Source organism: Rhizobium sp. CBN3, assembly GCF_030518245.1.
GTDB classification, from domain to species: Bacteria; Pseudomonadota; Alphaproteobacteria; order Rhizobiales; family Rhizobiaceae; genus Rhizobium; species Rhizobium aethiopicum_A.
Map to the genome: position 1 here is coordinate 117,899 of NZ_JAULSE010000014.1, position 26,087 is coordinate 143,985.

At 61.2% G+C, this 26,087-nt stretch carries 26 protein-coding genes; 16 read left to right on the plus strand and 10 right to left on the minus strand.

From position 1 onward, the window contains the following. Positions 1-62 precede the first annotated feature (62 nt). The 7 genes from secY (at position 63) to QWJ46_RS21190 (ending at position 5,433) form a co-directional block, all read left to right on the plus strand. Positions 63-1,403: a preprotein translocase subunit SecY gene (gene secY / locus QWJ46_RS21160; RefSeq protein ID WP_085777822.1), complete on the plus strand. Its 1,341-nt coding sequence runs from the start codon at positions 63-65 to the stop codon at positions 1,401-1,403. Then, on the plus strand, positions 1,400-2,050 hold the full coding sequence (locus tag QWJ46_RS21165; protein ID WP_302753609.1) for an adenylate kinase: 651 nt from the start codon (positions 1,400-1,402) through the stop codon (positions 2,048-2,050). The genes secY and QWJ46_RS21165 overlap by 4 nt, the downstream gene beginning before the upstream one ends. A gap of 221 nt (positions 2,051-2,271) precedes the next feature. Continuing rightward, the gene (rpsM, locus tag QWJ46_RS21170; protein WP_003573772.1) at positions 2,272-2,640 is read left to right on the plus strand and encodes a 30S ribosomal protein S13; all 369 of its coding nucleotides are present in this window, start codon (positions 2,272-2,274) and stop codon (positions 2,638-2,640) included. Between the two features lie 133 nt (positions 2,641-2,773). Further along, a complete protein-coding gene (gene rpsK, locus QWJ46_RS21175) occupies positions 2,774-3,163 on the plus strand; it encodes a 30S ribosomal protein S11 (protein WP_003547577.1) in 390 nt (129 codons plus the stop codon). Positions 3,164-3,260: 97 nt separating this feature from the next. Next, on the plus strand, positions 3,261-4,271 hold the full coding sequence (locus QWJ46_RS21180; RefSeq protein ID WP_003547579.1) for a DNA-directed RNA polymerase subunit alpha: 1,011 nt from the start codon (positions 3,261-3,263) through the stop codon (positions 4,269-4,271). A gap of 177 nt (positions 4,272-4,448) precedes the next feature. Next, on the plus strand, positions 4,449-4,871 hold the full coding sequence (rplQ, locus tag QWJ46_RS21185; RefSeq protein ID WP_003573769.1) for a 50S ribosomal protein L17: 423 nt from the start codon (positions 4,449-4,451) through the stop codon (positions 4,869-4,871). 160 nt (positions 4,872-5,031) lie between these two features. Further along, entirely contained in the window at positions 5,032-5,433 is a 402-nt protein-coding gene (locus QWJ46_RS21190; RefSeq protein WP_302753630.1) for a DUF2809 domain-containing protein, read from the plus strand. A gap of 9 nt (positions 5,434-5,442) precedes the next feature. On the opposite strand, the gene msrQ is transcribed toward QWJ46_RS21190, so the two are convergent. Further along, positions 5,443-6,099 carry a protein-methionine-sulfoxide reductase heme-binding subunit MsrQ gene (gene msrQ / locus QWJ46_RS21195; RefSeq protein WP_302753632.1) on the minus strand — a complete coding sequence of 219 codons (657 nt, stop codon included), beginning with the start codon at positions 6,097-6,099 and terminating at the stop codon, positions 5,443-5,445. Continuing rightward, positions 6,099-7,046 (minus strand): protein-methionine-sulfoxide reductase catalytic subunit MsrP, encoded by a 948-nt coding sequence (gene msrP, locus QWJ46_RS21200; protein ID WP_302753633.1) that lies wholly within the window; start codon positions 7,044-7,046, stop codon positions 6,099-6,101. The genes msrQ and msrP overlap by 1 nt, the downstream gene beginning before the upstream one ends. 340 nt (positions 7,047-7,386) lie before the next feature. On the opposite strand from msrP, the gene ilvD reads away from it, so the two are divergent. Continuing rightward, a complete protein-coding gene (ilvD, locus tag QWJ46_RS21205) occupies positions 7,387-9,225 on the plus strand; it encodes a dihydroxy-acid dehydratase (RefSeq protein ID WP_302753635.1) in 1,839 nt (612 codons plus the stop codon). A gap of 56 nt (positions 9,226-9,281) precedes the next feature. Here the strand turns inward: ilvD and QWJ46_RS21210 are convergent, their stop codons facing one another. Both QWJ46_RS21210 and QWJ46_RS21215 read right to left on the minus strand, forming a co-directional pair. Then, positions 9,282-9,632, minus strand: coding sequence for a lysozyme inhibitor LprI family protein (locus QWJ46_RS21210; protein WP_302753663.1), 351 nt, complete (start codon positions 9,630-9,632; stop codon positions 9,282-9,284). A 19-nt stretch (positions 9,633-9,651) separates the two neighbouring features. Beyond that, complete coding sequence (locus QWJ46_RS21215; RefSeq protein ID WP_184452857.1) at positions 9,652-10,032, minus strand: YkvA family protein; 381 nt, start codon at positions 10,030-10,032, stop codon at positions 9,652-9,654. 133 nt (positions 10,033-10,165) lie between these two features. Between QWJ46_RS21215 and QWJ46_RS21220 the strand changes: the two genes are divergently transcribed. Then, the gene (locus QWJ46_RS21220) at positions 10,166-11,569 is read left to right on the plus strand and encodes a DegQ family serine endoprotease (protein ID WP_302753638.1); all 1,404 of its coding nucleotides are present in this window, start codon (positions 10,166-10,168) and stop codon (positions 11,567-11,569) included. After that, positions 11,566-12,882: a replication-associated recombination protein A gene (locus QWJ46_RS21225; protein WP_184452853.1), complete on the plus strand. Its 1,317-nt coding sequence runs from the start codon at positions 11,566-11,568 to the stop codon at positions 12,880-12,882. The genes QWJ46_RS21220 and QWJ46_RS21225 overlap by 4 nt, the downstream gene beginning before the upstream one ends. A 12-nt stretch (positions 12,883-12,894) precedes the next feature. Here QWJ46_RS21225 and QWJ46_RS21230 read toward each other — a convergent pair whose 3' ends face one another. The 3 genes from QWJ46_RS21230 to QWJ46_RS21240 form a co-directional block, all read right to left on the minus strand. After that, on the minus strand, positions 12,895-13,206 hold the full coding sequence (locus QWJ46_RS21230) for a DUF1883 domain-containing protein (RefSeq protein ID WP_064801929.1): 312 nt from the start codon (positions 13,204-13,206) through the stop codon (positions 12,895-12,897). An 86-nt stretch (positions 13,207-13,292) separates the two neighbouring features. Next, a complete protein-coding gene (locus QWJ46_RS21235) occupies positions 13,293-14,297 on the minus strand; it encodes a ketopantoate reductase family protein (protein WP_302753640.1) in 1,005 nt (334 codons plus the stop codon). 154 nt (positions 14,298-14,451) lie between these two features. After that, a complete protein-coding gene (locus QWJ46_RS21240) occupies positions 14,452-15,303 on the minus strand; it encodes an SDR family NAD(P)-dependent oxidoreductase (protein ID WP_302753642.1) in 852 nt (283 codons plus the stop codon). A 113-nt stretch (positions 15,304-15,416) separates the two neighbouring features. Here QWJ46_RS21240 and QWJ46_RS21245 point away from each other — a divergent pair, with 113 nt between their 5' ends. Then, positions 15,417-16,304: a LysR family transcriptional regulator gene (locus QWJ46_RS21245; RefSeq protein WP_302753644.1), complete on the plus strand. Its 888-nt coding sequence runs from the start codon at positions 15,417-15,419 to the stop codon at positions 16,302-16,304. Between the two features lie 12 nt (positions 16,305-16,316). Here QWJ46_RS21245 and QWJ46_RS21250 read toward each other — a convergent pair whose 3' ends face one another. Then, positions 16,317-16,880 (minus strand): nucleoside 2-deoxyribosyltransferase, encoded by a 564-nt coding sequence (locus tag QWJ46_RS21250; RefSeq protein WP_302753645.1) that lies wholly within the window; start codon positions 16,878-16,880, stop codon positions 16,317-16,319. Positions 16,881-17,232: 352 nt separating this feature from the next. Here QWJ46_RS21250 and QWJ46_RS21255 point away from each other — a divergent pair, with 352 nt between their 5' ends. Next, positions 17,233-18,207 (plus strand): alpha/beta hydrolase, encoded by a 975-nt coding sequence (locus tag QWJ46_RS21255; RefSeq protein ID WP_302753665.1) that lies wholly within the window; start codon positions 17,233-17,235, stop codon positions 18,205-18,207. Between the two features lie 32 nt (positions 18,208-18,239). Here QWJ46_RS21255 and QWJ46_RS21260 read toward each other — a convergent pair whose 3' ends face one another. Both QWJ46_RS21260 and QWJ46_RS21265 read right to left on the minus strand, forming a co-directional pair. After that, complete coding sequence (locus tag QWJ46_RS21260; RefSeq protein ID WP_302753646.1) at positions 18,240-18,863, minus strand: carboxymuconolactone decarboxylase family protein; 624 nt, start codon at positions 18,861-18,863, stop codon at positions 18,240-18,242. 118 nt (positions 18,864-18,981) lie between these two features. Continuing rightward, positions 18,982-20,514 carry a PAS-domain containing protein gene (locus QWJ46_RS21265; protein ID WP_302753648.1) on the minus strand — a complete coding sequence of 511 codons (1,533 nt, stop codon included), beginning with the start codon at positions 20,512-20,514 and terminating at the stop codon, positions 18,982-18,984. 386 nt (positions 20,515-20,900) lie between these two features. Here QWJ46_RS21265 and QWJ46_RS21270 point away from each other — a divergent pair, with 386 nt between their 5' ends. Genes QWJ46_RS21270 through QWJ46_RS21285 form a run of 4 tightly spaced genes read left to right on the plus strand, consistent with a single transcriptional unit; the run spans position 20,901 to position 25,872 of the window. Next, entirely contained in the window at positions 20,901-21,950 is a 1,050-nt protein-coding gene (locus QWJ46_RS21270) for a LacI family DNA-binding transcriptional regulator (protein WP_302753649.1), read from the plus strand. Positions 21,951-21,978: 28 nt separating this feature from the next. Next, positions 21,979-23,592: an acyl CoA:acetate/3-ketoacid CoA transferase gene (locus QWJ46_RS21275; RefSeq protein WP_302753651.1), complete on the plus strand. Its 1,614-nt coding sequence runs from the start codon at positions 21,979-21,981 to the stop codon at positions 23,590-23,592. Further along, the gene (locus QWJ46_RS21280) at positions 23,585-24,364 is read left to right on the plus strand and encodes an enoyl-CoA hydratase/isomerase family protein (protein ID WP_302753653.1); all 780 of its coding nucleotides are present in this window, start codon (positions 23,585-23,587) and stop codon (positions 24,362-24,364) included. Before QWJ46_RS21275 ends, QWJ46_RS21280 begins: the two co-directional genes overlap by 8 nt. After that, a complete protein-coding gene (locus QWJ46_RS21285) occupies positions 24,364-25,872 on the plus strand; it encodes an aldehyde dehydrogenase family protein (RefSeq protein ID WP_302753655.1) in 1,509 nt (502 codons plus the stop codon). Before QWJ46_RS21280 ends, QWJ46_RS21285 begins: the two co-directional genes overlap by 1 nt. Positions 25,873-26,087 lie beyond the last annotated feature (215 nt).

Consider the following 26,087-nt stretch of genomic DNA (forward strand, 5'->3'; position numbering starts at 1 on the left):
CATACTGATTCCGGGGCCGGTATTTCCCCAGGGACGCCGGAATTGGTAGGGCGGAGAATCGCATGGCTTCTGCAGCGGAACAATTGGCATCCAACCTCAATTTTTCGACCTTTGCCAAAGCCGAGGATTTGAAGAAGCGTCTGTGGTTCACACTGGCAGCTCTCCTCGTGTATAGGCTCGGCACCCATATCCCGCTCCCGGGCCTCAATCCCGAAGCTTATGCCCAGGCGTTCCGCGGCCAGGCAGGCGGTATTCTCGGCCTTTTCAACATGTTCTCGGGCGGCGCCGTTCAGCGCATGGCGATCTTTGCGCTCGGTATCATGCCCTATATCTCCGCTTCGATCATCGTGCAGCTGATGACTTCGGTCGTGCCGACGCTTGAAAACCTGAAGAAGGAAGGCGAGCAGGGTCGCAAGATCATCAACCAGTACACCCGCTACGGCACCGTCATTCTGGGTGCGCTTCAGGCTTATGGCATTGCCGCCGGCCTTGAGAGCGGCCAGGGCCTTGTCGTCGATCCGGGCTGGTTCTTCCGGATTTCCACCGTTCTGACGCTGCTCGGCGGCACGATGTTCCTGATGTGGCTCGGCGAGCAGATCACCTCGCGCGGTATCGGCAACGGCATTTCGCTGATCATCTTCGCCGGTATCGCAGCCGGCCTTCCGAGCGCGCTTGCCGGCACGCTCGAACTCGGCCGCACCGGCGCGCTCTCGACCGGTCTCATCCTGCTCGTCATCATTGTCGCGATCGCCGTCATCGGTGTCATCGTCTTCGTAGAGCGCGCCCAGCGCCGGCTGCTGATCCAGTATCCGAAGCGCCAGGTCGGCAACCGTATGTTCCAGGGCGATACGTCGCATCTGCCGCTGAAGCTCAACACGTCGGGCGTGATCCCGGCGATTTTTGCCTCTTCGCTGCTGCTTCTGCCAGCGACAGTCGCGGGCTTTGCCAACACCACGGCGATGCCTGCCTGGGCGACGTCGATCGTTGCCGCCCTCGGCCATGGCCAGCCGCTCTACATGGTGCTCTACGCGGCGCTGATCGCCTTCTTCGCCTTCTTCTATACGGCCATCGTCTTCAATCCGAAGGACACGGCCGACAATCTGAAGAAGCATGGCGGCTTTATTCCCGGCATTCGTCCCGGTGAGCGCACCGCCGAATATATTGACTACGTGCTGACCCGAATCACGGTGATCGGCGCCATCTATCTCGTCTTCGTCTGCATCCTCCCGGAGATTTTGGTGTCGCAAACCGGCATTCCGTTATCCCTTGGTGGGACTTCGCTTTTGATCGTGGTTAGCGTAACTCTTGATACGGTTGCACAGATCCAGGGTCACCTGATCGCGCAGCAATACGAAGGCCTGATCAAGAAATCGAAGTTGCGAGGAGGAAAGAGGGGGCGATGAGACTTATCCTTTTGGGGCCGCCGGGCGCGGGCAAGGGAACCCAGGCCCAGCGGATCGTGGAAAAGCACGGCATTCCGCAGCTTTCCACGGGAGATATGCTGCGGGCGGCGGTCAACGCCGGCACGGAGGTCGGCAAACGCGCCAAGGCGGTCATGGACGCCGGCAAGCTGGTCTCGGATGAGATCGTCATCGCCATCGTCTCGGAGCGAATCGATCAGCCCGATTGCGCCAACGGTTTCATTCTCGATGGCTTCCCCAGGACCCTTGTTCAGGCGGACGCTACGGAAGCGATGCTGAGAGCAAAGGGTCTCGATCTCTCTATCGTCATCGAATTCCGCGTCGACGACGCTGAGCTCGTCCGGCGCGTTGCCGGTCGCTACTCCTGTGCGCAGTGCGGTAGCGTCTATCACGACACGGACAAGGTCCCGGCCAATGAAGGCGTGTGCGACAAGTGCGGCTCTACCCACTTCAAGCGCCGTCCCGACGACAATCCGGAGACCATGACGGCCCGGCTGCAGGTCTACTACAAAGAGACCTCACCGCTGATCGGTTACTACCATGCCAAGGGCAAGCTCAGGTCTGTCGACGGCATGGCTGAAATCGATCAGGTGACTTCCGAGGTCGAAGCCATTCTTTCCAAGCTGTAAGGCTTGAAAATAAACTTGGCGGAAACGGTTGCTTTTCAGCAGTGATTCCGCTAAACACCGCGCCAACTCGCGACATTCCCTGCGATCGGCGCGGATTTCCCAGGGAAGTCCGGGTGCGGTCGTTTTGACATGTTACGGACGTAAATCTGAACGAGCGGTTCCAAAGACCGCATAACGAAGCCCACTTGCCGGATGGCAACTGGAATGCAAGGAGAACAGGCGTGGCACGTATCGCTGGCGTCAACATCCCGACTGCAAAGCGCGTTGTTATCGCGCTGACCTACATTCACGGGATCGGTCCGAAATTCGCACAGGAAATCGTCGAGAAGGTCGGTATCCCGGCTGAACGTCGTGTGCATCAGCTGACGGACGCCGAAGTCCTTCAGATCCGCGAAGCCATTGACCGCGACTATCAGGTCGAGGGCGATCTTCGTCGCGATACCGCGATGAACATCAAGCGTCTGATGGACCTCGGCTGCTATCGCGGCCTGCGTCATCGCCGCGGCCTTCCGGTCCGTGGTCAGCGCACGCACACCAATGCCCGCACCCGCAAGGGCCCGGCAAAGGCAATCGCTGGCAAGAAGAAGTAATTTCCGGGAAACCGGGGTGGGGAGGCTGGCGGTCTGCGCCGGCCTCTTTTGAGTTTGGAGCGGGACCATATAGGCGCCGTTCCGGTGTAGCCGCTGGCATTACGGCGGTGAAGAGATCAACGAAAGGAATACCATGGCTAAGGAAGCCGTCCGCGTTCGCCGTCGTGAGCGCAAGAATATCTCGTCGGGTGTCGCTCACGTCAACTCGACCTTCAACAACACGATGATCACCATCACCGACGCGCAGGGCAATGCGATCGCCTGGTCGTCGGCTGGCGCCAAGGGCTTCAAGGGCTCGCGCAAGTCGACCCCCTTCGCTGCTCAGATCGCTGCCGAAGACTGCGCCAAGAAGGCCCAGGAGCACGGCATGAAGTCGCTGGAAGTCGAAGTCTGCGGTCCGGGTTCGGGCCGTGAATCGGCTCTGCGCGCGCTCCAGGCTGCAGGTTTCATGATCACGTCCATCCGCGATGTGACTCCGATCCCGCACAATGGCTGCCGTCCGCGCAAGAAGCGCCGCGTCTGATCATCGCTCTCGTCACCGGTGAGCGCCTTGGTGCTCCCGGTGGTTTTCAAGCTCGGTTGTCACGATTGGATGGTGGCAACGAACGGAAGGCAAACTCATGATTCAGAAGAACTGGCAGGAACTGATCAAGCCGAACAAGGTGGAGTTCTCCTCGAGCTCGCGCACCAGGGCGACGCTCGTCGCCGAACCGCTTGAGCGCGGCTTCGGCCTCACCCTCGGCAACGCGCTGCGCCGCGTTCTGCTCTCCTCGCTGCGCGGTGCTGCCGTCACGGCGGTGCAGATCGACGGCGTGCTGCACGAATTCTCCTCGATTCCCGGCGTCCGCGAAGACGTAACGGATATCGTGCTCAACATCAAGGAAATCGCCATCAAGATGGATGGCGACGACGCGAAGCGCATGGTCGTCCGTAAGCAGGGTCCTGGCGTTGTCACGGCTGGCGACATTCAGACGGTCGGCGATATCGAAATCCTCAATCCCGAGCATGTGATCTGCACGCTCGACGAGGGCGCCGAAATCCGCATGGAATTCACCGTCAACAACGGCAAGGGCTATGTTCCGGCCGAACGAAATCGTGCGGAAGATGCTCCGATCGGCCTTATCCCGGTCGACAGCCTCTATTCGCCGGTCAAGAAGGTGTCCTACAAGGTTGAAAATACCCGCGAAGGACAGGTTCTCGACTACGACAAGCTGAACATGACCATCGAAACCGATGGCTCGATCACCGGCGAAGACGCCGTCGCTTTCGCGGCGCGCATCCTCCAGGATCAGCTTGGCGTCTTCGTCAACTTCGACGAGCCGCAGAAGGAAACCGAAGAGGAAGCAGTCACCGAACTCGCTTTCAACCCGGCTCTCCTGAAGAAGGTGGACGAACTCGAACTGTCGGTCCGTTCGGCAAACTGCCTGAAGAACGACAACATCGTCTACATCGGCGACCTCATTCAGAAGACCGAAGCAGAAATGCTCCGCACACCGAATTTTGGTCGCAAGTCGCTGAACGAAATCAAGGAAGTTCTCGCTTCCATGGGCCTGCACCTCGGCATGGAAGTGCCCGCATGGCCGCCCGAGAACATCGAAGATCTCGCCAAGCGTTACGAAGACCAGTACTGAGCGGCGTGAGGAAAAGTGTAAAGCGGTTTTCCGCCCGCACGCCGATCGCAAGAACATAACAAAAGGCAGGCTCTTTCGGCTGCCTTTCCCCGTCAAACAGCAGGCCGATCGCCTGCATGTGCCAGGAAACGGCAGGCCCAATTAACGTAAGGGCACCTGCAATAAAGGAGAATAGCAATGCGCCATGGTAAAGCCGGCCGCAAGCTGAATAGAACTGCAAGCCACCGCAAGGCGATGTTCGCCAACATGGCGGCTTCGCTGATTACCCACGAGCAGATCGTCACGACCCTGCCGAAGGCCAAGGAAATCCGTCCGATCGTCGAGAAGCTCGTCACGCTCGGCAAGCGCGGCGACCTGCATGCTCGCCGTCAGGCGATCTCGCAGATCCGCGATGCTGCTGTCGTTTCGAAGCTGTTCGACACGATCGCAACGCGTTACGCCACCCGCAACGGCGGCTACCTGCGCATCATGAAGGCCGGCTTCCGCCAGGGCGACAATGCCGCCATGGCCGTTGTCGAATTCGTTGATCGCGACACCTTCGCCAAGGGCGCAGCCGACAAGGCCCGCGTCGCTGCCGAAGAGCAGGCCGTCGCCGCTTAAGTCTTCCGCTCCTGCGGATAGAAACAGCCGGGCTCACAAAGCCCGGCTGTTTTCGTTTGTGCAGTGGTCATGGACGAAAATGTCAGCGCCGATCTGCGGCGGCAGACAGCACCTCTCGTAATTCGATATCAACGGGTTGATTGATATAGGCCAGGTCCAATTGCGCGAAATCATTCAAACCTACTCTCAAGCGCGGTTCCTTCGCCTCGCAGCTCTATTTGCGGTGATAGTGCTTGGGCTGGCGCTCAGACGGTTCGGATATGCGGTCGATCTGCCTTTCGTCGTCGTCAAATATGGTGGATCGGCGCTCTGGGGGGCGATGGTCTATCTGCTGGTGGCGCTCATCGTTGCACGGTCCCGGCCGGCAGTCCTTGCCATCATCGCGCTGGTCATCGCGATCTCAGTGGAATTGTTCCGGCTCTATCACACGCCATGGCTCGACACGTTTCGGCTGACCACGGCAGGCGCGCTGTTGCTTGGCCGGATATTCTCACTGTGGAATATCTTGGCCTATGCAATCGGCATCGCCGCGGCCTGTGCTTCTGATCCCACGCGCCGTTGACAGCTGGCTTCAGGAAACCGACGCCGCCGCACGATTGCGTTGCCGCCCCTGGCTTTTCTTCCGACTGCGTGCGATCGGCCGCCAGGAGCGGTAAAGGATGAGCGCGATGATCAACCCCACATAAATAAACTGCTCGAGATTGAGGATCTTGGTCGAAAGCGCAAAATGCAGAGCCCCGGAGGCGGCAATGATGTAGACGAGGCGGTGCAGCCAGATCCAGCGATTGCCGAGGCGACGGATCGAGAAATTATTGGATGTCACCGCCAGGGGAATAAGCATCGCAAGGCCAGCCATGCCGAACATGATGAACGGGCGCTTCAGCACGTCGTTGATGACGGCCTGAATATCCATCGCCTGGTCGAGCACCATGTAAACGGTGAAATGCATCAGCGCGTAGTAAAAGGTCAAAAGACCGAGAGCGCGGCGATAGCGGAGATAGTTCCAGCCGAACAACTCGCGGGCAGGGGACACTGCAAGCGTTGCGATCAGGAAGCGGATCGTCCAGATGCCAAGGAAGAGCTCGAAGGTCTTGACCGGATCGGCACCGAGCTGATCGGTTGCGCCGAGATAGAAGGTCCGGACGGCGGGCACGAGCCCGGCGATATAAAGCAGCCAGACGGAGGCAGGCTGCCAGCGCTTCGGGATGGCGAGCGACAGTTCGGCCATCAGAAATTCGCCTTCAGATCCATGCCGGCATAAAGGCTCGCCACCTCATCGGCATAGCCGTTGAAGGGCAGGGTGGGGTGGCGGCTGGCGCCGAAGAAGCCGCTTTCGCCGATGCGTCTTTCTGTGGCCTGACTCCAGCGCGGATGGTCGACGGCAGGATTGACGTTGGCGTAGAAACCGTATTCCTGCGGATTGGTCACCTGCCAGGTGTTCTTCGGCTGCTGGTCGGTGAGCGTGATCCTGACGATCGACTTGATGCCCTTGAAGCCGTATTTCCACGGCACGACAAGGCGGATCGGCGCACCATTCTGGTTCGGCAGCGTTTCGCCATACAGTCCGACGGCAAGCAGCGTCAGCGGGTGGCGCGCCTCGTCCAGCCGCAGCCCCTCGACATAGGGCCAGTCGAGCGACTGAAAGAAGCCCTTCTGCCCCGGCATCTCCTCCGGCCGCACGACGGTTTCGAAGGCGACATATTTGGCGCTGCCGAGCGGTTCCACCTTGTCGAGCAGCGCTGACAGCGGAAACCCGTTCCATGGAATGACCATCGACCACGCCTCGACGCAACGCATCCGATAGGTGCGCTCCTCGATCGGGAATTCCTTCATCAGCGCCTCGACGTCGAAGGTGCCTGGCTTGTTGACCATGCCGTCGACCTTGACCGTCCAGGGCAGCGGCTTGAAATCGCCGGAGAGAGCGGCGGGGTCGCCCTTGTCGAGACCGAACTCATAGAAATTATTGTAAGTCGTGACGTCCTTGATCGGCGTCGTCTTCTCATCGACCTTGTACTTGCTCTCGACGGCGGAAAGGGCGGCCGCGCTCGCCTTGCCGGCGCCATAGAGCGCCATGGCGCCAAGCGTCGCTGCGCCCAGGAATTCACGGCGGCGCAGATAGACCTGGCGCGGAGTGATCTCCGACGACGCGATCTTCGGGTGGCGATAACTTGGCATGTCGAAAACCTCCAGGGCGGATATTCCGAATATAGTCCTTAAACGAACCGCCCGCATGTTCGGATCAATTTCTATGCCTTGAATATTGCTGACAGGAAGCCAATTTTTTGTGTTCGGCTGTGATGGAATAGGGGTGTAACCAAAGGCCCGCCGAACCGTATATATTCGAATGGCGCTCAACGCGCTTCTCCCGGCAGCGTACCGGATTTGGCCTTGCCGGTAGTGACAGCCCCCATCGATTGGATTAGGACAATTCCAAAAAGCGGCGTTCGCCCGGTCCGCAGGCTTCATTGCCGCCCCGGCTTCGCCTGATGTTTCCGATATGTCGAGGAAGACACCGATGCCAGCTTACCGTTCCAGAACCACGACCCACGGCCGCAACATGGCGGGCGCGCGCGGCCTTTGGCGCGCCACGGGCATGAAGGATTCGGATTTCGGCAAGCCGATCATCGCGGTGGTGAATTCCTTCACCCAGTTCGTGCCGGGCCACGTGCATCTGAAGGATCTCGGCCAGCTCGTCGCCCGCGAAATCGAGGCGGCAGGCGGCGTCGCCAAGGAGTTCAATACGATCGCTGTCGACGACGGCATCGCCATGGGCCATGACGGCATGCTCTATTCGCTGCCTTCGCGCGAGTTGATCGCCGACAGCGTCGAATACATGGTCAATGCCCATTGCGCCGACGCCATGGTCTGCATTTCCAACTGCGACAAGATCACCCCCGGCATGCTGATGGCCTCGCTGCGCCTCAACATCCCCACGATCTTCGTCTCCGGCGGTCCGATGGAAGCGGGCAAGGTCGTGCTGCATGGCAAGCAACACGCACTTGATCTCGTCGATGCCATGGTCGCGGCTGCCGACGACAAGATCTCCGATGACGACGTCAAGGTCATCGAGCGTTCGGCCTGTCCGACCTGCGGTTCGTGCTCCGGCATGTTCACGGCAAACTCGATGAACTGCCTGACGGAGGCGCTCGGCCTGTCGCTGCCCGGCAACGGCTCGACGCTTGCCACCCATGCCGATCGTAAGCGCCTCTTCGTCGAGGCCGGCCACCTGATCGTCGATCTCGCCCGCCGCTATTACGAGCAGGATGATGTCAAGGCGCTGCCGCGCACCATCGCCTCCAAGCAGGCCTTCGAGAATGCCATGGCGCTCGATATCGCCATGGGCGGTTCGACCAACACGGTCCTGCACATCCTGGCCGCCGCTCACGAAGGCGAGGTCGATTTCACCATGGCCGATATCGATGCCCTGTCGCGCCGGGTGCCATGCCTGTCGAAGGTCGCGCCCGCCAAGAGCGATGTGCATATGGAAGATGTCCACCGCGCCGGCGGCATCATGTCGATCCTCGGCGAGCTCGACAAGGGCGGCCTGCTGAACCGCGATTGCCCGACCGTCCATGCCGAGACGCTCGGCGATGCGATCGACCGCTGGGATATCACCCGCACCACGAGCGACACCGTCCGCAACTTCTATCGCGCCGCTCCCGGCGGCATCCCGACCCAGGTTGCCTTCAGCCAGGAAGCTCGCTGGGACGAACTCGACACCGATCGCCAGAACGGCGTCATCCGCTCGGTCGAACATCCCTTCTCCAAGGATGGCGGTCTTGCCGTGCTGAAAGGCAATCTCGCGGTCGACGGCTGCATCGTCAAGACGGCCGGCGTCGATGAATCGATCCTGAAATTCTCCGGCCCGGCCCGCGTCTTCGAAAGTCAGGATGCGTCGGTCAAGGCGATCCTCGCCAACGAGATCAAGGCCGGCGACGTCGTCGTCATCCGCTACGAAGGCCCGAAGGGCGGTCCCGGCATGCAGGAAATGCTCTATCCCACGAGCTACCTGAAGTCGAAAGGCCTCGGCAAGGCCTGCGCACTCATCACCGACGGCCGCTTTTCCGGCGGCACCTCGGGTCTCTCGATCGGCCACGTCTCGCCGGAAGCGGCAAACGGCGGCACGATCGGCCTGGTGCGCGAAGGCGACATCATCGATATCGATATTCCGAACCGCACGATCAGCCTGCGCGTCGGCGAGGCCGAACTCGCCGCCCGCCGCGCCGAGCAGGACAGCAAGGGCTGGCAGCCGACCGAGGTTCGCAAGCGCAACGTCACCACCGCGCTGAAGGCTTACGCAGCCTTTGCGACGAGCGCCGATCGCGGCGCCGTGCGGGATCTGAACGCTCGCTAGTCTCGAATCTATGACCCGCTGATTAAAAGTCAGCTGCTCTACCAAGCCGGCCGCTGTCAAAGCGGCCGGTTGATGTTTTTGTAGGTCTCGCCGAGCTGCTTCATCCGCTCGTCATAGGCAGCCTTGATACAGGCCGCGTCGGCCCCGCATTCCTGTCGCTTCTTCAGCCAGGCGGTCTGCTCGTCCTGCAATGTTCCGCGCGCGCCCATCGCCAGCAGCCCGGAGAGCAGCTCGAAGGTCGTTACCATCTTGACGTCGGCATCGTTGAGGGCGCGGTTGTCGCAGATCGCCTTTTCGTCCGGCTTCAATTCCTTCGCATCACAATCGAAGCTCGCCGACCATGCCGGATCCGATGGGAAAATCAGGATCGCCAAACCGAGCGCGGCCGACATTCGCCATGTCATCATCATCTTCCTTTACTGCCGATCAAATCAGCTTGCGCACTGCCAGAGCCAGAAAGATGATGCAGGCGAGCCAGACGACAAGGATGAAGATCAATCCTGCCCGGCCGGACGGGCGCTCAATCCGCCTTGAGGCCTCCTCGCGAAGCGCAGCCATCACCTCTGCCGGCACAAGTCGCGTCGCCAGCAGGATGCCGAGCGGTACGATGACGAGATCGTCGAGATAGCCGAGCACAGGGATGAAATCGGGGATCAGATCGATCGGCGAAAGCGCATAGGCTGCGACAGCGCCGGCGACCGCTTTCGCATACCAGGGCACGCGAGGATCGCGGGCGGCAAGCCACAGCGCTACGATGTCACGCCTCAGTGACTTTGCCCAGATTTTGGCTTTTGATATCAGTTCCATGGCTGATCTTCCTGAATCAAATTCGCAGCGACTTCAAGGCATTCCCTTGCCTTATTCTTCCATGCTTCCGCCCTCTTTCCTTTCTAGCGTCGGACGCTACAACGTTGCTCAAGAGGATTCAAAAGGGATACCCATGAAAGGCCTGTTCAAGCGCGCCTCCGTTTCGCTGTTCGCTCTCATACTCGTTCTGCCGGCTGCAGCCCAGGCGCAGACGGCAAAGACGGTGCCTGAGAGCCAGATGCAGATGCAGCTCTCCTTCGCGCCGCTCGTCAAGCAGACGTCGGGCGCAGTCGTCAACGTCTATGCGGAAAAGATCATCCAGCGTCAGTCGCCCTTTGCGGGCGATCCCTTCTTCGAGCAGTTTTTCGGCCAGCAGATGCCGAATCGATCCGAAAAGCAGTCCTCGCTCGGTTCCGGCGTCATCGTCGAGGCGAACGGCACCGTCGTCACCAATAACCACGTCGTCGAAGGCGCCGACGACATCAAGGTGGCGCTGTCGGATGGCCGCGAATTTCCCTGCAAGGTGGTGCTGCGCGACGACCGCGTCGACCTCGCCGTGCTGAAGATCGACACCAAGGAGAGCTTCCCGACGCTGCCGATCGGCAATTCCGATACCGTCGAGGTCGGCGATCTCGTACTGGCGATCGGCAATCCCTTCGGTGTCGGCCAGACGGTGACGAGCGGCATCGTCTCCGCGCTTGCCCGCAATCAGGTGGTCAAGAACGAGTTCGGCTTCTTCATCCAGACCGACGCGTCGATCAATCCCGGCAATTCCGGCGGCGCGCTGATGAACATGAAGGGCGAACTGATCGGCATCAATACGGCGATCTTCTCGCGCGGCGGCGGCTCGAACGGCATCGGCTTCGCTATTCCCGCCAATCTCGTCAAGGTCTTCCTCGCTTCCGCCGATGCCGGCGTCAAATCCTTCGAGCGGCCCTATGTCGGCGCGAGCTTCGATGCGGTGACGTCGGAAGTCGCCGAAGCCCTTGGACTCAACAAGGTGCGCGGCGCACTCGTCGTCAAGGTTTCGGAAGGCAGCCCGGCGGCCAAGGCCGGGCTGAAGGCCGGTCAGATCGTCACGTCAGTCAACGGCATCTCCGTCGAGCATCCGGACGCATTGCTCTATCGCCTGACGACAGCTGGCCTTGGCAGATCGGTCAATCTTACCGTCATGGACAACGGCCGCGAGGAGCAGTTATCGCTGGCGCTGGATCGCGCGCCGGAAACCTCGCCGCGCGACCAGCGCGTCATCGGCGGGCGCACACCCTTTACCGGCGCCGTCGTCGAAAACCTGTCGCCGCGTGTCGCAGACGAATTGCGTATGCCCTCGGAATCGGCGGGCGTCGTCGTTGCGGATGTCAAGGAGGATTCGCCGGCAGCCCGCCTTGGATTTGAGCCCAAGGATATCATCGTTTCGATCAACGGGACGGACGTGAAATCGACCAAAGAGCTCTCTGAGATCGCCGATAGCGACCCCGGCCTGTGGCGGGTCGAGATCGAGCGCGACGGCCAGCGCATCAGGCAGTTCTTTCGATGAGCAATGATCTCTTCGCGCCGCGTGTTCCGGAAGAGGTTGCCGCCAGGCGGCCGCTTGCCGACCGGTTGCGGCCGAAGACGCTTGCCGATGTCACCGGTCAGGAACATCTGACCGGTGAGGATGGCGTGCTGAAGAGGATGATCGAAAGTGGTTCGCTCGGATCGATGATCTTCTGGGGTCCGCCAGGCACCGGCAAAACGACGGTGGCGCGGCTGCTTTCCGGTGAAGCGGGGCTGGCCTTCGAGCAGATATCGGCGATCTTTTCCGGCGTCGCCGATCTGAAGAAAGTGTTCGAGGCGGCTCGCATGCGCCGCATGGACGGCCGCCAGACGCTGCTGTTCGTCGATGAGATCCATCGTTTCAACCGCGCCCAGCAGGACAGTTTCCTGCCGGTTATGGAGGACGGCACCGTCATCCTCGTCGGCGCCACTACCGAAAATCCCTCCTTCGAGCTCAACGCCGCTCTGTTGTCGCGCGCCCGCGTCCTCACCTTCAAGTCACACGACGAGGAGAGCCTGGAGGAATTGCTGACGCGCGCCGAGGCGATCGAGCAGAGGCCGCTGCCCCTAACCGGGGAGGCCCGCGCCAGCCTGATCCGCATGGCCGATGGTGACGGCCGCGCGGTGCTGACGCTTGCCGAAGAGGTCTGGCGCGCGGCGCGCGAGGGGGAGAGTTTCGACACTGAAGGCCTGACGCGTATCGTCCAGCGCCGTGCCCCGGTCTACGACAAGGCGCAGGATGGCCATTACAATCTGATTTCGGCGCTGCATAAGTCGGTGCGCGGCTCGGATCCGGATGCTGCGCTCTATTATCTCGCCCGCATGTTCGATGCCGGCGAGGATCCGCTCTATCTCGGCCGGCGTCTGGTGCGCATGGCGGTGGAGGATATCGGCCTTGCCGATCCGCAGGCGCTGGTGATCTGCAACGCCGCCAAAGACGCCTATGACTATCTCGGATCGCCGGAGGGGGAGCTCGCGCTCGCCCAGGCCTGCGTCTATCTCGCCACTGCTCCGAAATCGAATGCCGTCTATACGGCCTTCAAGGCGGCAAGCCAGGCCGCGAAGCAGAACGGCTCGCTGTTGCCGCCCAAACATATCCTCAATGCGCCGACCAAGCTGATGAAGGGCGAGGGCTACGGCGAAGGTTATCGCTACGACCATGACGAGCCGGATGCCTTTTCCGGCCAGGATTATTTCCCGGAGAAAATGGGCCGCCAGACCTTCTACGATCCGCCGGAACGCGGTTTTGAACGCGACATCCGCAAGCGGCTGGAATGGTGGGCGAAGCTTCGCAAGGAGCGCAATCCGCGCTGACCCGTCTAAATGTCAGGAAGAACGCGGCGTCTTCTGATTGGGTGGCGCGGCGATCACCTTGACGGCAGATTCGGCAAGGCCGTGGTGGCCTTCCATATCGACGACGACGTGCCAGTGGCCGCTTTCCGGAACGGTGAGCTTGACTGGCGACTTGCGCGCCACGCCGCCGATATATTTGAAATCGAGAACCTCGGTAAAACGCTGGAAGTTCGGCGCGGTCATCAGACGAACATTGTTCACCGCATTCAGCGACACCTCGACGATCGTTCCGGCGCGTTGTTCCTTGAGATCGTAATGGGTGAAGCGGAAATTCGGTTTCGGCATCGGTCTCGCAGCGTCTGATAACTTGGCGAGATTTTATCAGCATGCCGGTTAACGAAAAGTTGGAAATCGGCCCCCTTCAGCCCTTGTCAGTTGCCGCGCCGGTTTTCCCGATCCAGTTGCGTCACCAGCGCCAGGATCGTCTCCGATACCGGTGTCGGCACGGCGGTCAAGCGTCCAAGCGCCACCAGCATGCCCACAAGCGGCGTAATTTCGAGCGCCTTGCCGCCGATCAAATCCTGCAGCATCGAGGTTCGAACGCCGCCGATGTAGCGCGATTGCTCCAGCCGCTGCTCGACTGACATGGCGAAATCCGCGCCGACCGCGACGCCGACGGCGCGCACTTCCTTCATGACCTTGCTGACCATATCCATGAGCGCCGGATCCGCCATGATGTCGGTCATCAGCGCCCGTGTCAGAGCACTGATCGGGTTGAAGGCGGCGTTGCCCATCAACTTGCTCCAGATTTCACTGCGGATGTCCGCCGTGGTCGTAATGCTGAGGCCGGCGCCGGTCAGCACCGCTGCTATGGCCGAAAGATCGGCAGACATTTCGCCGGAGGGCTCGCCAAGCACGAAGCGGCCGTTATGAGAAAGCCGGATCTCGCCCGGGCTGACAACTTCCGCACCTTGATAGGCGACGCAGCCAGCCACGCGGTCCGGCCCGATCAGCCGCCAGAGCCTGCCGCCGGGATCGAGCTCATCAAATTGCAGCTCCGCATGTCCGCTCCTGGTATCGCGATGGAAATACCACCACGGAATGCCGTTGAGGATCATGACGACGCGGGTGCCTTGCTTGAGCAGACCGGCGATCCCTTCGGCGGCAGGCGGCAGCTGATGTCCCTTGAGGCCGGTGATGACGAGATCCTGCCGCGGCAATGTCTTTGGATCGTCGGTTGCCGTCACGCGCACCTTGAGCGGGGTTTCCGCATCGGCCTCGCGCAGGCTGATACCGTGGCTGCGGATCGCATCGAGATGCGCCCCACGCGCGACGACGGAGACGTCGACGTCGTTATCTTCCCTGCCTGCGAGCTTGGCGGCGATGGCGCCGCCAAGGGCGCCGGCGCCATAGATACAGATGGTCTTGATGGACATGTGTTGCCTCTTCAGGGGTCACGGTCTGACTTACATCTAGGCCATCCCCGGCGAGAGGCGAATGCCAATTTGCCGCAAGGCGTTCTTTGCACCGTCTCCATGGCGCTGCCGCCGCATGCCCAAAGCCGAATGTGGCGGCATTGGTCTTGGCTGCTCAGGCCCCAGCGGTTGCCTGGTTTGCAAAATCCGTGGAGACGGCGAGCTCGCGCCAGGCGGCCAATTCCCTTTCGATACTCGCATGCTGCGCCGCGATCATGGTGACCGTATCGCTGCCGAACGGCATGCGCAGCGGCGGTTTGGCCGAGTTGACCATCGTCATGATACCGGCAGCGAGCTTGGCGGGGTTGCCGGGCTGGGCGTGATTGGCGTCGACGGCGAAATTGCGCATGTTTCCGGCCGGCGTGCCTTCGTAATCGGCGATCGAGGCCGGGCTTATTGCCAGGGAGCTGTCGGCGAGGAAGTCGGTACGGAAGAAGCCGGGCTCGACGATCGTCACCTTGATGCCGAAGGGTGCGAGTTCGGCGGCTATGGATTCCGACAGTCCCTCGACGGCGAATTTTGTCGAGCCGTAGACGCCCCAGCCGGGATAGCCGAAATAGCCGCCGATCGAGGAGAAATTCAGGATATGGCCGGAACGCTGGCGACGCATATAGGGCAGCACGGCGCGTGTCACCTTCAGGAGACCGAAGACATTGGTGGCATAGATCCTTTCGATCTCTTCGGCTGAGGCTTCCTCGACGGCGCCGAGCAGGCCGTAGCCGGCATTGTTGGCGAGAACGTCGATGCGGCTGAAGCGGGCGATGCCGGCGGCCGCAGCCTTCTTCGCCTGCGTCTCGTTGGTGACGTCGAGGGCGACGGCCAACAGGTTCGGATGGTCCCCGAATTGCTCGATGATGGTCTTGGGGTTGCGGGCGGTGGCGATGACGGCATCGCCTGATGCAAGCGCTTCCTTGGTCATCAGCGCGCCGAAACCGCGGGATGCACCAGTGATAAACCAGACTTTCATGACGAATTCCTCTGTTGGCGTCGCATCTCTGTGCTGACAGAGTGAATTTGACCGAAATGTTGATGCTGTATAAGATTTGTTATTATTGAAACTATGATGAGCAAAATTCAGCAATGCGGGCGACCGAACTTTCCGAACTGGCGGCCTTCGCGGCCGTGGCGCGGCACAAGAGCTTCCGCAAGGCGGGGGAGGAGCGGGGCGTCACGGCCTCTGCCGTCAGCCATGCCGTGCTCAATCTGGAAGACCGAATTGGCATCCGCCTGCTCAACCGTACGACACGCAGCGTTTCACTGACGGAGGCCGGCGATCTCCTAGTCTCACATCTCGCCCCGGCTTTCGGGGAGATGGCGGCCGCGCTCGATGCGCTGAACCGCTACCGCGATACGCCCTTCGGCAGGGTGAGGATCAACGTGCCGAATTCGATCGGTCCTTTCGTCATCGGCCGTGTCATCGCCCCGTTGATTGAGCGTAATCCCAATTTACAGCTGGAAATCAACGCGACCGACCGGCTGGTCGACATCGTCGAAGAAGGTTTTGATGCCGGCATCCGTTTCGGCGAACGTGTCACGGAAGGCATGATCGCCTTGCGCATCAAGCCGCGCATCCGCTTGGTCGTTGTCGGTTCACCTGCCTATTTCGAGAGGCGCCCGAGGCCGCGAACGCCTCACGATCTCAAGCGCCATCTTTGCATCCAGAACATGTTTCCCTCCGGTGCGCGTTATGCCTGGGAATTCGAGAAGGACGGCCAAACGTTGAGTTTTCAGCCGACCGGACCGCTGTCGCTCGACGATCACGAACTGATGATGAAGGCTGCGCTCGGCGGCGTCGGTCTTGCCTATATCTGGGAGCCTCGCGTCGAAAAGGCCATTGCCGACGGCGAACTCATCCAGGTGCTCGATGACTGGTGTCAGCCGGAGGAACCGCTCTATCTCTACTATCCCAGCCGCCGCCACATGTCTGCGGGCTTCAGGGCGGTGATCGACGCGATCAGGGCGGAGTAAAGGGCGCAATTCCTACCCACGCAGGCCAGCGATCGTCTGAAGCGCCTGAATATAAACCGCCAGGTCGCGTGCAGGATCCGCCGGCAGAGCGGTCGCACGGAATACCTTGCCTCCCGCCGCCTCGACGCCTCCGTCGATCATCAGATTGTCAGCCATACCGTGATTTTCGATAGCGATGCCGTCCGGCCCGCGCGGACGTCCGCTCGTCTCATCGATCTCCATTCCCGCATACCAGATCGAGCGGACGCGCAGCCCATAGTCGTCGGGGTGGTTGGTATAGGCGAAGACCGATTTGCCGAGAGCAATCATGAAGCCGATCTCGTAGACCGTACCCGGATCGGCGCTGACGCCGCGAAAGGGTGTGATGTTGGCGAGGCAGATTTCCGCCTTGCGCATGGCGACGTCATTGCGGGCGTAGATCTCTGCAGCCGTCCGCTTTATCGGCGTCTGGTTTTCGTCGCTGCCGGGACCGGTCGGTTCGAAGCCGAACTGACGCGCCAATCGGCGTTTCTCGGCCATGATGGGCAGCGCATCGGGAAGAAAGACTTCCGGGCCGGCAAGGTAAATGGTGGTCATCGGTATCCTTCATTCCTACGCGAGCCGAAGCATTGGAGTTAAGGGCAGGGCGGGAGCCTATTTCCGATGGAACCCTGGCAGATGGCAAGCAGCGCCGGCAACAATTGTCGATTTCTTCCAATGATAGTCCGGTCAGCCCGCAGCAGTCCGGCAGCTGCCGCGCCGGCCGGCATCAGCCTGCTCGTTGGAGAAAAAAGCGGAAGGTTGCGTTCGTCACCCTTTTGACTCCGCTGGGCGAAGCGGCCAAAGATACGGCCATCGGCAGCATCATCGGGAGAGATTGATGAAGGGGCGGATTTTGTCAAATGCTGATCGAAGAGCGCCGAAGCGGCTCGGATATCTGTTTCCCGCCTTGGCCGCGCTGATCCTGTCGGCACCGCTGGCGCTGGGAGAGGACATCGGGCCGCAAAGCCAGTCCTCGCGTGCCCAGGTCGAAAAACTGCTCGGCCTGTGGAAGGAGCACTTTGCCGGCGCCGACAGCCTGCAAGAGCGCAGGGCTGCTTTCGCCAGGCTGATGGAAACGATGCCGGGGCCGACGCGCATCCAGGTCAGGCAGGTCGATGCCGACGGTGTGGATGGCGAGCTGATGTGGCCCGCCCGGCTCCATCACCCGATCGGCAAAAGGGCGATTCTCTACATCCATGGCGGCGGCTTTTCCGGCGGTTCCATCCGCACGCACGGCTTGTTCGCCGGTTCGCTCGCCAAGGCCGCATCCAGCGACGTGCTTCTGATCAATTATCGGCTGATGCCGGAATATACCTATCCGGCCCAGATCAACGACTCGCTGACGGCCTATCGCTGGCTTCTCGATAACGGTTATAGCAACGAGAACGTCGTGGTGGCAGGAGACGGCGCCGGTGGCAACATTGCGCTCGAGGCGGTGCTGCGGCAGAAGCAGGCGGCCAAACCCTTGCCGGCGGCGGTGATTGCGCTGAGCCCGATCACCGATCTTGCAGCGACGGGCGGATCGATCACGGCGAATGCCGGCAGCGACCCGCTGGTCGATAAGGCGTGGATCGAGACCTTGCGCAAGACCTATCTCGGCAGCCGGCCTGCGGCCGATCCTCAGGCATCACCGCTTTATGCCGATATGACCGGATTCCCGCCGCTATTGCTGCAGGTCGGTTCCGGCGAAGCCTTGCTTGATGACACGCTGCGCCTCGCCGACAAAGCGCGCGGGGAGGGCGTGGATGTCACCACCGAGGTCTGGCCGGGCATGCCGCATCAGTGGCAGCTGTTTCCCGCGCTGCTCGATGATGCCGATCGCTCGAGCCAGACTATTGCCGAGTTTGCGATCCGGCATTTTGCCGATAAGCCGGAAGAGTAGGGGCCACAGCCGCTGGCGTCAGCCGACACGCATTATTGCGATGCGCCGCCGGCCGGCGAGGGCGCCAAAGGCCGCTCGACCTCGCGGCCGACACTGAGCGCCTTTCGCACATTCGGCTCCAGCCGCTCGATATAGGCATGGTCGGGGGCCGCACCGAGCGCATCCAGCATTTTCGAGAAGAAACACCGGGCCGCTGTGGCGGCCGTAACGTCGAAGATTTCGGCATCGCTCAGTCCGTGTTTCTTCAATCCGTCTATATCCTGCTGCGTGACCGATGTCGCATCGCGCGCCACCTTGGCCGCAAAGGCCATGATCGCACGTTCGCCGGCATCGATCGGCGCCTTTTCCGTCTCGTTGACAATCGCCGTCAGCCCGTCGGTGGTAAATCCCTCGCGCAGCAGCACCGAGCCGTGCGCCAGCATGCAATAAGAGGATTTGAGTTCCTTGGCCGCCGCCAGCGTCACCAGTTCGTAGCGCCTGAGGCTCATATGGCCGCGAATGCTCGAAAGCAGCCCCGCCCAGCTCTCCATCACCTCCGGCCGGTGGCCGAAGGCACGATACATGTTCGGCAGATAACCATAATTCGCCTCGGCCGACGCGTACATCGACGTCGTCCTCTCGCTGGCGAATGCATCCGGGGTGTGAATGAAAGCCATGGCATGGTCCTCCTCTATTGCGAGAATGATAGGGTAGATATGCCGGACAGCAATCCTGCGCCGTCAGTTCGGGAACGAGCAATCGGCCTTACGGGACGCCATTTGAGGGCCTGAATGGTCAGGCAACGTCGTTGCTCGCCAGAACGTCAGCGGCTCTCTTGATTGGAAGAGTGACGGTGAAGGTGGATCCGCACCCTCTTGCACTTCGCACCTCTATCGAGCCTTGATGCAGTTCGATGATCTGCTTCACAAGATTGAGGCCGATACCTGTTCCGGCAATCCCGGTCGAGGTCCGTGCGCGGAAATAGCGCTGAAACAACCGGGGCACGTCTTCAGCATCGATCCCCACGCCGTCGTCGCTGATCGAAACCTTGATATTGCCCGTCTCCTCCCATGCCGCAACACGAATTTCGGAGGTTCCTGGCGCGTATTTCACCGCATTCGAGAGCAGATTGGTGAAGACCTGGCTTAAGCTGCGGGGATCAGCATCGATGAATTCCGGCAACCCGTCTATGTCGAGCACGAAGCCATGCGTCTTCGAGATCGCCGACTGCCGCTCGCAGCAGGTTCTGATCAACGCTCCCACCGCGCAGGCGTCATAACTGATATCGATCTTGCCGGTATCGAGGCGTCCGGCCGACAGGATGCTCTCCATGAGATCGACGATCCGGCTCACCGATGCACGGATCTGCTCGACCTTGTCGTTGAGAAATTCGGGCTCGACCGCGCCCCCTTTCCGCAGCAGCCGCTGAGCGGCAGCATCGATGATTGCAAGCGGGGTGCGGAATTCATGTGATGCCATCGCCACGAACTGGCGCTGCAATTCGTTGATGCTCCGCTCCTGGGCGAGCATCCGCTCAAGCTCGCGCGCCTGCCGTTCGACCTCCGCCGTTCGGCTTTGCACGGTAGCTTCGAGCTGATTGTGATGGCGGCGCAGTTCTTCCGCCAGCCGCACGGTCTTGGTGACGTCCTCGTGGGTCGCCACATATCCGCCGTTCTGCATCGGATTGTGGGTGATTTTGATGATGCGCCCGTCGGTGAGCGCGATGTTCTGGCTCGCCGGCGCGCCGAGTGCCGTCGCTTCGAAGACGACGTCAAAATAGGTGGCGGTATCGGCCGGACCATTTCCCTGCCGGCTTCGATAGGCGAGGATGTCCACCAGCGACGTTCCGGGCTGAGTCAGGAAATCCGGCAGATCGTACATCCGTGCATAGGATGCGTTGCACAATATCAGCTTCTTCGTCGCGTCGAACATGCACAGCCCATGCGGCATATTGCTGAGAGCTGCGTCGAACCGGTGATGCTGTTTCGTCAGATTGTCTTCTACGCGGATATGGGTGGAAATGTCTTCATAGCTGAGGATCCAGCTTCCCGCTCTCCACGGGGCGCAGGTCAATGAGATCATCCGTCCGTCGGCCAGTGCAAACTGCGAGGTGTGCGGCCTGCCGGTCGTCAACCCTGAACAAGCCGCTGTACGGCAGTCGGCGGTGCCGGGCAGGCCGTCGATATTCATTCCTCTGCGCAGAGTGTCATCGGAAAGGCCGAGAATGTCGAGCGCGCGGGAATTGAAAGCCGTCACCGTATCGGCAGAATCAAGGAGAACAATGCCCTGCGGCAAGTTCTCCAGAATGGCTTCAAACGAATGCGGCATTTCCGGCCCCGCTTTAGATCTGGCACGTCGCCTATCCGTAGCATTAGCCACAAACGATAAAGTTTCGCTAATGCCTCTGGGCGGGAGTTCCTTGGGAGCAATTCCAGCAAAACTGCATCGCGATTCTGCGTCAGGCTATTGGATCCACGAGGCCGCGATTCATCCTCGTCAGAGATTTCGCAGGCTGGCCCGAGCTCGCAACGTTGGGAAAAGCCTGTCGGGTTGATTCCACCATTTAAATCGTTCCAAAAATAAGATCCCCGCTCGCGACGTGATGGGGAGAGGGAAAGGTCAATAAAGGGCAGCTTTAATTGAAATGTCTCTTGACATATTTGGAACGTTCCAAATAATTAGGCATCAGTCGACAATGACGTCGGGAGGGTGAAGTGACAAAGGCGCGGGTGACCGTCATCGACATTGCGAAGGCCGCCAACGTCTCCAAGTCAACGGTGTCGCTCGTGCTTCAGGGCTCCTCCCTGGTCAATGAGGCGACGCGTGCCAAGGTCAGTGCGGTGATGCGCGAGCTCGGATACGTCTATAATCGCGGCGCAGCCAATCTTCGGCAGGCCGGTTCCAAATCGAGGATTATCGGTGTCGTCGTGAACGATCTGACGAACAGCTTCTTTGCGGAGTTGGCGGTCGGCGTCGACATGGTCGTTCAGTCGGCCGGTTTCGTGCAGTTCCTATCGAATACCGGTGAGAGCATCGACAGGCAGCGTGAGGTCGTCGCATCGATGCGCGAACATGGCATTTCGGGCCTGATCGTCTCGCCGGCGCGCGCCACCGATGCCGCCGACTTCAAGCCGCTGGTTGCGGCAGGGATTCCCGTCGTGGTCGTCGTACGAAATCTGCCCGGCGCCAAGGTCTCGTCCATAGTCTCCGACAACCGGGCCGGCATGATGTCCGCCGTTCAGCATCTGGTGGGTCTCGGTCATAAGCGCATCGCATTTCTCGGCGGCTTTCCCGATACCGCTGTCTTCGATGATCGCCTTGCCGGTTACCGCAGCGGAATAGAGGCGGCCGGGCTCGGATACGACGAGGCACTCGTGATCTCGTCCGCCCCGTCCCGAGCGGGCGGGGTGGAGGCGATCGGAAAAGCGATCGCTATTGGCGACCGGCCCACCGCAGCCGTCTGCTTCAACGATGCCGTCGCTTTCGGAGTCTGCGACGGATTGCGTGCGCGTCGTCTGGAGCCTGGCGCCGACTTCGCTGTCGTCGGCTTCGACGACGTCATCGAGGCGCAGGCGGCAGTTCCCGCGCTGACGACGGTCTCGGTCGATCCGCAGGGCATCGGGCGCCGCGGCGCACAGATGCTCCTCAAGCAGATCAATGCCGGCAAGGCCGAAGCGGAGACGGTAACGACAGCCGTTCGGCTCGTCGTCCGCGAAAGTTGCGGCGCCGGCACAGCCGCGCCGGTAATGGCCAGTAGAGCGTGAAATTGAAACAGGGTTCGAAGTGACTCACATGAAGAAGCATCTCACACCAGCCGAAGCGGCCGCGCTGATCCCGGATGGCGCCGTGGTCACGGTGTCGTCGTCGAGCGGTCTCGGCTGTCCCGACCTGATGCTGAAGGCGATCGGCGAGCGTTTCGATGCGACCGGTCATCCCAGTCACATTACCACCCTTCACCCGATCGCTGCCGGCGACATGAGCGGCATCAAGGGCGTCGACTATATCGCCAGGAAAGGTCTGCTCAAGCGCATCATCGGCGGTTCCTATCCCTCGGGCCCGTCATCGGCCGAGCCGCCGTTGATCTGGCAGATGATCACCGACAACGAGATTCCGGCCTATAATATTCCCTCCGGCATATTGTTCGACATCCATCGCGAGGCCGCAGCCAAGCGACCTGGTGTGTTGACCAAGGTTGGCATCGACACCTTCGTCGATCCGCAGCGGCAGGGCTGCGCGATGAACGCTCTCGCTTCGGACGATCCGGTGGTCAAGCGGGTCAGCTTTGAGGGCGACGACTGGCTGTTCTTCCCCTCGATCGTCCCGCAGGTCGCCATCATTCGGGCCACCACCGCCGATGAACGCGGCAACCTCACCTATGAACATGAAGGCGCCTATCTCGGCGGCCTCGATCAGGCGCTTGCCGCCCGCAACAATGGCGGCATCGTCATCGCGCAGGTCAAGCGGATCACCACGGAAGGCTCGCTGAAACCGCACGACGTCCGGGTGCCGGGAATGCTGGTCGACTATGTCATCGTGGATCCCGATCAGAAGCAGACGACGCAGACGGGTTATGATCCCGCCATTTCGGGAGAGATCTTCCGGCCGCTCGATAGCTTCCGCGTTCCGGAATTCAATGTCCAGAAGGTCATCGCACGCCGTGTCGCGCAGGAGCTTGAGATCGGAAGCTGCGTCAATCTCGGCTTTGGCATCTCGGCCAACGTGCCGCGGATCCTGCTGGAGGAGGGGCTGCACGGCGCCGTCACCTGGGTCATCGAGCAGGGCGCGGTCGGCGGTGTGCCGCTGCTCGACTTCGCCTTCGGTTGTGCCTCCAACGCCGACGCCTATATGCCGTCTCCCTATCAGTTCACCTATTTCCAGGGCGCTGGTTTTGATGCGTCGCTCTTGTCCTTCCTCGAAATCGGCAAGGACGGATCGGTCAACGTCTCGAAGCTGTCGTTCCGGCCCCATGTCACGGCCGGCGCCGGAGGCTTCGTCGACATCACGGCGCGGGCGAAGAAGATCGTCTTCTCCGGCATGTTCAACGCCGGAGCGAAGCTTTCGATCGCCGACGGGACGCTTCTCATCGAGAAGGAAGGCAAGCTGAAGAAGCTGGTGAACGAGGTCGAACACGTCACCTTCAGCGGCAGGCGCGCAATCGAGCAGGGTCAGGACATCACCTATGTCACCGAGCGGTGCGTCATGAAGCTGACGCCTGAGGGCATCGTGTTGACCGAGATCGCGCCCGGCGTCGATCTGCAAACCCAAATCCTCGAGCAGTCCGAATTCCGGCTGATCGTCGCGCCCGACCTGAAGGTGATGGACGCCGCACTGTTCCGGGAGGCTGAGATCGGACTCTCGCTTCCGGCAAAGAGGGAGCGGACATTGGAGGGCACCTTCAATGGCTAGCGGAACAGTCAAGATCGATATCGAAGGTCACGTGGCAACGCTGACGATCTCTCGTCCGGAGAAGTCGAACGCGCTCGATCTCGATATGCTGAAAGCCTTGGCGGAGGCGGCCGACGCGGTGGAGGCGAACCAGAATGTGCGCGCTGCCGTTCTGACCGGCGAAGGGAAAGGCTTTTCCGCCGGAGGCGATATCAAGGCCTGGGGCGGAATGCAGCCTCAGGAGTTCGGTCACGCCTGGGTTCGCCACGGTCATCGCATCTTCGAAAGACTGGCGACGCTTAGGATGCCGCTGGTCGCGGCCCTCAACGGCCACGCCCTGGGAGGCGGGCTCGAACTGGCCGGCGTTGCCGACATTCGCCTCGCAGAGGAACACATCAAGATCGGCCTGCCGGAGACCGGCCTCGGAATGGTGCCGGGCTGGTCCGGCACCCAGCGTCTCGTGCGCCGGTTTGGCGCGCAGGCCGTCCGGCGCATGGCGCTCGGCGGCGAGATTTTTACCGCCGAGGAGGCGCGTCTGCTCGGGATCGTCGACGCGGTGGTTCCAACGGGAAACGCGCTGGCGGCCGCCAGGGACTATGCTGAGCGGATTGCTGCAAGGGGTCCCGCGGCCATCGAGATCGCAAAGTTGATGATTGCATCGGCGAACGGCGAAGACAATGGAACCGCGGTCGAAGCCCTGGGCTCGATCCTCGCCGCCAAGACCGGCGATCTGAAGGAGGGCGTCGCGTCGTTCAGCGAGAAGCGCCCGGCAACATTCAAGGGAGAATGGTAATGACGGTCCTCGTCAACCCCACCGCACTGAGCAACCACAAAGCGCGTGATTTCAGGATGCTCATCGACGGCAGATGGGAGGCCGGCGCCGCCGATTCGATCGAGCGTGTCGCGCCGAGCCATGGGGTCGTGGTCAGCCGCTTCCCGACCGGCTGCAAGGCGGATGCCGAACGCGCCATTGCTGCCGCGCGCAAGGCCTTCGACCTCGGGCCGTGGCCGCGGATGACGGCTTCCGAACGGTCCGCTATTCTGCTCAAGGCTGCTGATCTGATCGCCGCACGTGCCGAAGAGTTCGCATTCCTCGATGCGATCGAGGCAGGAAAGCCGATCACGCAGGTGCGGGGTGAAATCGCCGGCTCCGTCGACATATGGCGGTACGCGGCGGCCCTTGCCCGTGACCTCCACGGCGAAAGCTACAACACGCTTGGCGACGGCACGCTCGGCGTCGTCCTGCGCGAAGCGATCGGCGTGGTATCGATCATCACGCCCTGGAATTTTCCGTTCCTGATCGTCGGCCAGAAACTGCCCTTCGCTTTGGCCGCAGGCTGCACGACCGTCGTCAAGCCCTCGGAACTGACGTCGGGATCGACCCTCGTGCTCGGTGAAATCCTGCAGGAAGCAGGCATTCCCGAGGGCGTCGTCAACATTGTCACCGGTACGGGACCTGAGGTCGGCGCGGTCATGACGTCCCATCCCGACGTCGATATGGTCTCCTTCACCGGCTCGACCGGTGTCGGAAAACTGACGATGTCGAATGCGGCGCAGACGCTGAAGAAGGTCTCGCTGGAACTCGGCGGCAAGAACCCGCAGATCGTATTCCCGGATGCCGATCTCGACGCCTTCATCGACGCTGCGGTCTTCGGTGCCTATTTCAATGCCGGCGAGTGCTGCAACGCCGGGTCGCGGCTGATCCTGCACAAATCGATCGCTGCCGACGTCGTCAAACGGATTGCGGAACTATCGAAGAATGTGAAGGTCGGTGACCCGCTCGATTCTTCGACGCAGGTCGGCGCGATCATAACGCCGCAGCATCTGGAGAAGATCTCGGGCTATGTCGCCGGCGCCAGGAGCAGCGGCGCCCGGATTGCCCATGGCGGTGAGAGGCTCGACCTCGGCATGGGGCAGTTCATGTCGCCGACGATCCTCGAAGCTGTCACGCCTAACATGGCGGTGGCGCGCGAGGAAGTCTTTGGCCCTGTCCTGTCGGTCCTGACATTCGAAACGACTGCCGAAGCGATCCGGATTGCCAATTCCATCGACTACGGCCTGTCGGCCGGTGTCTGGAGCCGCGATTTCGATACCTGCCTGACCATCGGCCGATCGGTGCGGGCGGGCACGGTCTGGATGAACACCTTCATGGACGGCGCCTCGGAACTGCCCTTCGGCGGCTACAAGCAGAGCGGCCTTGGCCGGGAGCTCGGCCGCCACGCGGTCGAGGATTATACGGAGACCAAGACGCTGAACATGCATATCGGCAAGCGCACCAACTGGTGGATGCCGCGAACCTGAGGCTGGCTTCGCCGGCGACGAAACTACGCCTGAGGAGGGCGGGTGATCGGGTGCGGGAATGGTCCCGCATCTCCAAACGGGAACTGGGAGGTTCTTCGATGAATAAGTTCATGAGCTCGGCAGCTGTTGCTGTCGTGATGCTGGCTGGTTTGGGTGCGGCGCAGGCTGCTGACGTCAAGGAAGTGCAGATGCTGCACTGGTGGACGTCGGGCGGC